The sequence below is a fragment of the Lentilactobacillus rapi DSM 19907 = JCM 15042 genome (genome assembly GCF_001436255.1).
GTDB classification, from domain to species: domain Bacteria; phylum Bacillota; class Bacilli; order Lactobacillales; family Lactobacillaceae; genus Lentilactobacillus; species Lentilactobacillus rapi.
In genome coordinates, this window is sequence record NZ_AZEI01000007.1 from 54,382 (window position 1) to 60,695 (window position 6,314).

7 protein-coding genes are annotated in these 6,314 nt (G+C 43.2%); all 7 read left to right on the top strand.

Going from position 1 to position 6,314, the window contains the following annotated elements:
• Positions 1–494 precede the first annotated feature (494 nt).
• The 7 genes from FD12_RS01555 to FD12_RS01585 all read left to right on the top strand — a co-directional run bounded on the left by FD12_RS01555 (position 495) and on the right by FD12_RS01585 (position 6,199).
• The gene (locus FD12_RS01555) at positions 495–1,559 is read left to right on the top strand and encodes a HoxN/HupN/NixA family nickel/cobalt transporter (RefSeq protein ID WP_056981310.1); all 1,065 of its coding nucleotides are present in this window, start codon (positions 495–497) and stop codon (positions 1,557–1,559) included.
• Between the two features lie 75 nt (positions 1,560–1,634).
• Positions 1,635–2,114, top strand: a complete 480-nt coding sequence (locus tag FD12_RS01560) for a hypothetical protein (RefSeq protein ID WP_056981297.1) — start codon at positions 1,635–1,637, stop codon at positions 2,112–2,114.
• Positions 2,115–2,457: 343 nt separating this feature from the next.
• Complete coding sequence (locus FD12_RS01565; protein ID WP_054747441.1) at positions 2,458–2,970, top strand: ECF transporter S component; 513 nt, start codon at positions 2,458–2,460, stop codon at positions 2,968–2,970.
• Between the two features lie 77 nt (positions 2,971–3,047).
• Positions 3,048–3,806: an AIR synthase related protein gene (locus tag FD12_RS01570; RefSeq protein WP_056981299.1), complete on the top strand. Its 759-nt coding sequence runs from the start codon at positions 3,048–3,050 to the stop codon at positions 3,804–3,806.
• A gap of 26 nt (positions 3,807–3,832) precedes the next feature.
• Positions 3,833–4,591 (top strand): adenosylcobinamide-GDP ribazoletransferase, encoded by a 759-nt coding sequence (cobS, locus tag FD12_RS01575; RefSeq protein WP_056981301.1) that lies wholly within the window; start codon positions 3,833–3,835, stop codon positions 4,589–4,591.
• A complete protein-coding gene (locus tag FD12_RS01580) occupies positions 4,592–5,179 on the top strand; it encodes a histidine phosphatase family protein (protein WP_056981304.1) in 588 nt (195 codons plus the stop codon). It begins immediately after the preceding gene.
• A 309-nt stretch (positions 5,180–5,488) separates the two neighbouring features.
• Positions 5,489–6,199 carry an MIP/aquaporin family protein gene (locus FD12_RS01585; protein WP_056981306.1) on the top strand — a complete coding sequence of 237 codons (711 nt, stop codon included), beginning with the start codon at positions 5,489–5,491 and terminating at the stop codon, positions 6,197–6,199.
• Positions 6,200–6,314: the final 115 nt, after the last annotated feature.

Consider the following 6,314-nt stretch of genomic DNA (forward strand, 5'->3'; position numbering starts at 1 on the left):
GGTTGTTAACTGCTTGGTTTCGCGCTCTGATTAAACGTGCTCAGCCAAGCAACAACCTGCACATAAGCAACCTTTTCAAAAATTCCAAGCCCCGGAATTTCCGAAAAGGTCGACTTATGTTTCGGTTGTTAACCGCTTGGCTTCGCACTCTGATTGAAATGTGCTCAGCCAAGCAATAATCTGCATGTAAGCACCTCGAGAAAAAATTCCAAGCCCGGGAATTTCTTCCCAAGGCGACTTACACTCCGATTATTAACCGCTTGGCTTCGCACTCTTAAAATAGTCACATTTTTCCGGTCCCTTCAGCCAACTTAGCGAAAATTTGTTAATAAATGCGCTTTCTTTGGTGCTATACTTTGTGCGCTTGTAAAAGTATACACAATCACCATGAACGATCAAAACCGTTTCTGACCATAATCGACAGATTGTTTATCCTGATTGAATATCGCAGTCATCAGGGAGGAATCGCTTTGGAAAGTTCAACAAATGGGCCAATGGTGCATTACGCACTTAAGCCGGACATTGCAAAGTTTGGTGGATATGTTTTAACAATTTTTGTTGTTGGTTGGGTACTGGTATTTTCTTATCTGAATCGATACCCTGCGTTATTGGGGATGGCGTTTTTATCATTTACATTTGGCCTTCAGCACGCTTTCGATGTCGATCACATTTCTGCAATTGACAACATGACCCGAAAGCTGGTTAATGACGGTAAAAATACCCATGGAGTCGGTTTTTACTTTTCGCTTGGTCATTCGCTAGTGGTCATCATCATGGCCCTTATCACGATTTTCTTTGTCGAGTGGTCAAAGACAAAGCTGCCTGCCCTGCAAAACGTTGGCGGCATCTTCGGCACGTTATTTGCCGGGTTTATGTTAATTCTGCTGGGGACCATTAACCTCGTGATTTTAGTCGGAATTTGGAAGTCGTTCAAAGCCATCAATAATGGCAACGTTGAGCGAGCAAATCAATCGACTGATACTAAGATTTTTAGATTTTTCAAAAAGAGTATTAATTTGATCAATCACAACTGGCAGGTTATCTGCGTTGGTTTCCTGTTTGGGTTGGGATTTGACACAGCCACGCAAATTGCCGTTTTGGCAACTTCAGCGGTCGCAACCAGCAAAGGAATTCCGTGGTTTGCTGTCTTCTCATTCCCATTGTTGTTTACGGCGGGGATGTGCTTAATGGATTCCAGCGATGGCTTATTCATGAGCACTGCTTACAGTTGGGTGTTCTCTTCACCCTATCGAAAGGTGTATTATAATTTAGCGCTCACCGGCCTGTCAGTCACTGCAGCGTTCTTCGTCGGCATCGTTGATGTTTTACAGGCCTTTGGATCGGATATTCACTCTCATTTCTTTATTATCAAATGGGCACAGGCATTGAACTTCAATATCCTTGGCATTATGCTCGTTGGCCTGTTTATCATCACTTGGAGTGTGGCCCTCATTTGCTGGCGAGTCTTTAACCTCAATGAAAAAGATGAAGAATTAAAGGAAAAGGATGAAGCTTTGCAAAAAGCGGACTTTTTACAAAATGATCAGCATCGTCAATAGAATAAATTTTGCATGAATCGCGTATTTCTGTTAGACTACTTCCAATTGTTTTGTTGTAAAGGAAAGGATAGATTAATGCAAATTTCTAAGACACTCACCATTCTTGGAGTAACGGCCGGCTTGGCGGCAATTGTTCCTGCTGCTCAGTCTGCTCACGCAAAGACGACGGCTAATCCAGTTCCGCATGCGCTTCAGGGAACTTGGTACGGCAAATATTCAGATGGCACAACTGGCAAGAGCGCGGTAAAATATCGACTGACAAAGTACACGTTCAAGCAGGGAGCTGCCAAGGCCACAAGCCAAAATTATCAAGCAATTACTTTCTACGATAACGTTGATAAATACGCGAATACCAAGGATAGCAATTATTTATTTAAAGTCGCTAACAAAGTCAACAAGCACGGCTACTGGAAATTAACGCTCATCAACGTCAACAGCCCACTTTATTTCAAGAAGGTTCAGCACAACGGTAAGACGGCGTTGAAAATGTGCTCTTATCTGAACTCGGATAGCAAAAAAGCACAAATTAACTATTATTATCAAAAATCAGAATAAATGGTATATTTTGATCAAGAGATAGGGAAAGGCGTTTTGATCCCAGAATTTAAGTGAAAAAAGTAATGCATTCGGGTCTTGGAATGCATTATTTTTTTGCTTAAATGGCCGGAATCAGCCGTTTGGCGCAAGTTTTATCAACATAAGAAGGGAAAGCTTAAGTTGCATTTATAAACACTTTGCCAACTAATGGATCAGCCTCTTTTTAATTCCTGCTACCTCACTTTTGTTCAATGCGTACAACAATCTTGACCGATCTAGTTGGTCATGTTGAACGGTTCACAATTAATGTTATGATTTTCTTGGACTAGAAATTATTTCGTGATGATAGGAAGCGGATTTTATGAATCGTTCAAATAGTTTAAAGCGGATGGTCTTGGCGGCCATGTTGCTGGCATTATGTGTCATTGGTGCCAACATTAAGATCATGGGGTCGGTGGCATTTGACTCTGCACCGGCATTTTTGGGTGCTATTTTATTGGGACCCATATTTGGCGGATTCCTTGGCATATTTGGCCACTTGGTGTCTGCTGCATTGGCGGGGTTCCCACTCACCTTGCCGATTCATTTGATCATTGGCGTTTCAATGGGGATCTGTATGGTTGTCTTTGGCTGGTTGCGGCAACGGCTTGGCAAAGAAGCCATCAAAGGGGTGGTGATTGCTGACATCGTTGGTTATGCCATCAATGTCCCAATTGAATTAGTGTTGATGTATCCCTTGTTAAAACAGGCGGTCTATGTGTACTTTGTGCCGTTGACAATTGCGACAATCCTCAATTTGATTGTGTGTGAAGTGATTTATGCTGCCTTGCCAAAACGGGTGAAGGAAGCACCATTTTTGCAGCTTCATAGCTAATTTGACTTTAGTGTTATTAATAGGTGCACCCCGCAACAAGCGGTCAGCACCGACTTTTGTGAAAAGAGGGACACCAAATGGATGGCGATGGCGGACAATTTCGAGATCTTTCCCTGGTTAAACTTGATGCGCACAACACATTAGTGATTGCCTGTGATTGTAGCGCTGGTATTGGGGAGAAAAGATTTGATGAAGTGTTAATTGATCCGGCAATTACGGCGGCTTATTCAGTGCGGGTACCGTTGATGGAATTGATGTGCTTTGGCGCAGACCCGGTTACGGTTGTCGATACGATTGGCAATGAATTGCAGCCAACTGGTGAACGGATTATTTGGGGCATTCAACAAGAACTCAAAAGGGCAGGTCTAGCTGGTATTCCACTGAATGGCAGTACTGAGGACAATATGCAGACGCAGACAACTTCAATTGGGGTCACGGTTGTTGCCAAGGCTCATGAGACCAATGTCGCCACGCTTCACCTCTCTGGGGAGGCCCTCGTTTACCAGCTCGGAACCCCATACGTTGGTGAGGAAGTTAAAAAGCATTTGCCGACAATTTTTTCATATGATTTGGTTCGAAAGATCAGGGCAAATGACGCTGTCGTGGATATGCTGCCGGTGGGCTCTCGCGGAGTTCGCTATGAACTGGTTCAGATGGCCGAAACCCATCACGCCAAAATTAAAGCGATTGCAGATCTGAGCGATCCTGATAAGAATCAGTCTGCTGGACCGGCAACGGTCGTACTTATCGCGATTAAGTCAGCCCAGCAGCAACAGTTCGAACAAGATTTCCCCAAATTAACATTAATTGCAAAATTAAGAGTTTCTGATTCATAAATTTAAGTAACTAAGGATGATTGTTGATGATAAAGTCGTTGATTTTACTGACCCAATTTTTTACCCGAATTCCGGTTCCATATGAAATAAAGGACGCTACCAGCAGGTTTAAGAAGAGTATTCAATACTTTACGCTGTTTGGCTTTTTGATTGGCTGTATTGAAGCCCTGTTTTTCTGGTTGATGACGCTTATTTTCCCAATTTGGTTTGCTTGGATCCTGTACTGGATTTCTGACGGCCTGATTACTGGGGGATTTCATTTGGATTCCCTGGCTGATACAGCGGACGGCCTGTACTCTTCTCGTACCGTTGACCGGATTAAAGAGATTATGAAGGACAGTCGCATTGGTACCATGGGCAGTCTGGCACTGACTTATTTCTACGCAATTGTGATGGGTGCCGGCGTGGTGGCCTCACCATATCTGAAGTTGTGGCAAATGGTTGGGTTGGCCGCAGTGACGACGATGGTGGCCAAGACTGGCATGGTTCTGTTATTTTATAAGATGGTTTATGCTGGTAAAACCAAGGGCCTCGGTGCCTTGTGGACAGGCGTTTCTCCATGGCGAATTGCCGTTGCCCAATTATTTGCAATTATTGTGATTGGGTTGATTTTGGGGATCAGTGGCTTAATCGCCTACGTTGCGGTGATTGTCTGTGCCTGGATTTATCGTCATTACATTAATCACAAGCTTGGTGGTTTTACGGGCGACACAATTGGTGCGTATGGTGAACTGGGCCAAATCGTTTTCTTACTGGTATTGGCAGCGTTAGTAAAGGTGATCTAGATGAAATTATTATTGAGTCGCCATGGCGAAACGGAATATAACCGCGAGAAAAAGTATTATGGCAAGGCCAATGTTGAATTGGATGATACTGGCTTGAAGCAAGCCGATCAATTGGCCGAAAAACTAAAAAATGTGCCAATTACGATCGCAATCCGAAGTGATTTGAAACGAACTGAGCAAACTTTGAATGCCGTTGAAAAGAATCATCCAACAACTCGGGTCATTGTTGAACCGGAATTTGACGAAATGCCCTTTGGAAATTGGGAGGGCAAGAATGCCAATGAGGTCGAAGCTGCTTATCCGGATGTATGGGAAAAATGGTTAAAAGCGCCCTTTGATGTCACCCCTGAGGGAGCGGAACCTTTCCATGATTTTGAAAAACGGGTAATCAAAGCCATTGATCACTACTTGGAGACTTTGCCAGCGGACAGCACTGTTTTGCTCGTCGCTCATTTAGGCGTGTTGCGGACATTACATCACCATTGGTATCCTGATGTTGATTGGTGGTCTGTGAAGTTTAACGCAGGAGACTACTCAGAATATGAAGCGGTTGGGAATAAAGTTAAGCTTATTCAATTAAACGTTTGATAACCCTTTCAGAATAGGTGAAGCATCATTTATTTTGTTACAATTGCCGACTGTCACAATTTTGAAGTCAATTCAGGATTGTGACTTTATTTTTGGCCAAATTCCGGAGAATTAACCGAAAAAATTCAGTTTGATTCAATATTTATTTGGAATTCGATTGATAACATTTTGCGCAATGATATTATTTTGCACCCAAACACCAATTTAATGTCAAAGTCAAAATCAATTAGGTGAATATTTTCACTTGAACCTATGCTATTCTTAATGCGTCGATTATGGCTTATCAATTAAAGGGTAGGTGTATATATTATGGATGGTTTTATTGGTGAATTTTTTGGCACAATGATTTTGATTATGCTTGGTGCCGGTACCGGTGCTGGGTTTAATTTGAACAAGGCCTATGCTAAAGGGGCCAATTGGACGTTTGTCTGCTTGTCATGGGGAATGGCCGTTGCCATGGGTGTCTATGTGGCTGGATCACTCGGATCAATGGGACATTTGAACCCCGCTGTAACAATTGGATTTGCCTGCTTCGGCTTCTTCCCATGGAGTCAAGTTTTGCCATACCTGGCAGGTCAATTCTTAGGTGCCTTCGTTGGGGCAGCACTGGTTATCATTCAATTTTTCCCTCATTTCAAGGCAACTCCTGATGAAGCTTCAGGAAACCAAGTTGGAATTTTTGCAACAAGACCAGCAATCAAATCGCCATTATTTAATTTCATCTCAGAATTATTTGCCACATTTGCATTTATCTTCATTTTGTTAAACTTAGGTAACTTTACACAAGGACTCAAGCCATTTATCGTTGGCTTCTTGATCTTCGTTATTGGTACTGGATTAGGTACGACCACCGGGTTCGCCATCAACCCAGCCCGTGACTGGGGCCCACGTTTGGCCTACACAATTTTGCCGGTTCCTAACAAAGGAAGCGCATATTGGGGTTACGCCTGGGTACCAATGCTCGGACCGCTGGCAGGTGGAATTCTGGCTGCAGCGATTCAGTTTGCTTTAAAGGGTTAGAGTGCCGAAAGAGGCGTTTTGACGCGATTATATAAGAGCACCCTCCCAAAAATCCTGGGCTTGGATTTTTGGGAGGGTGTTCTTATATATTAAGACAAACTATATTACGTCAAGA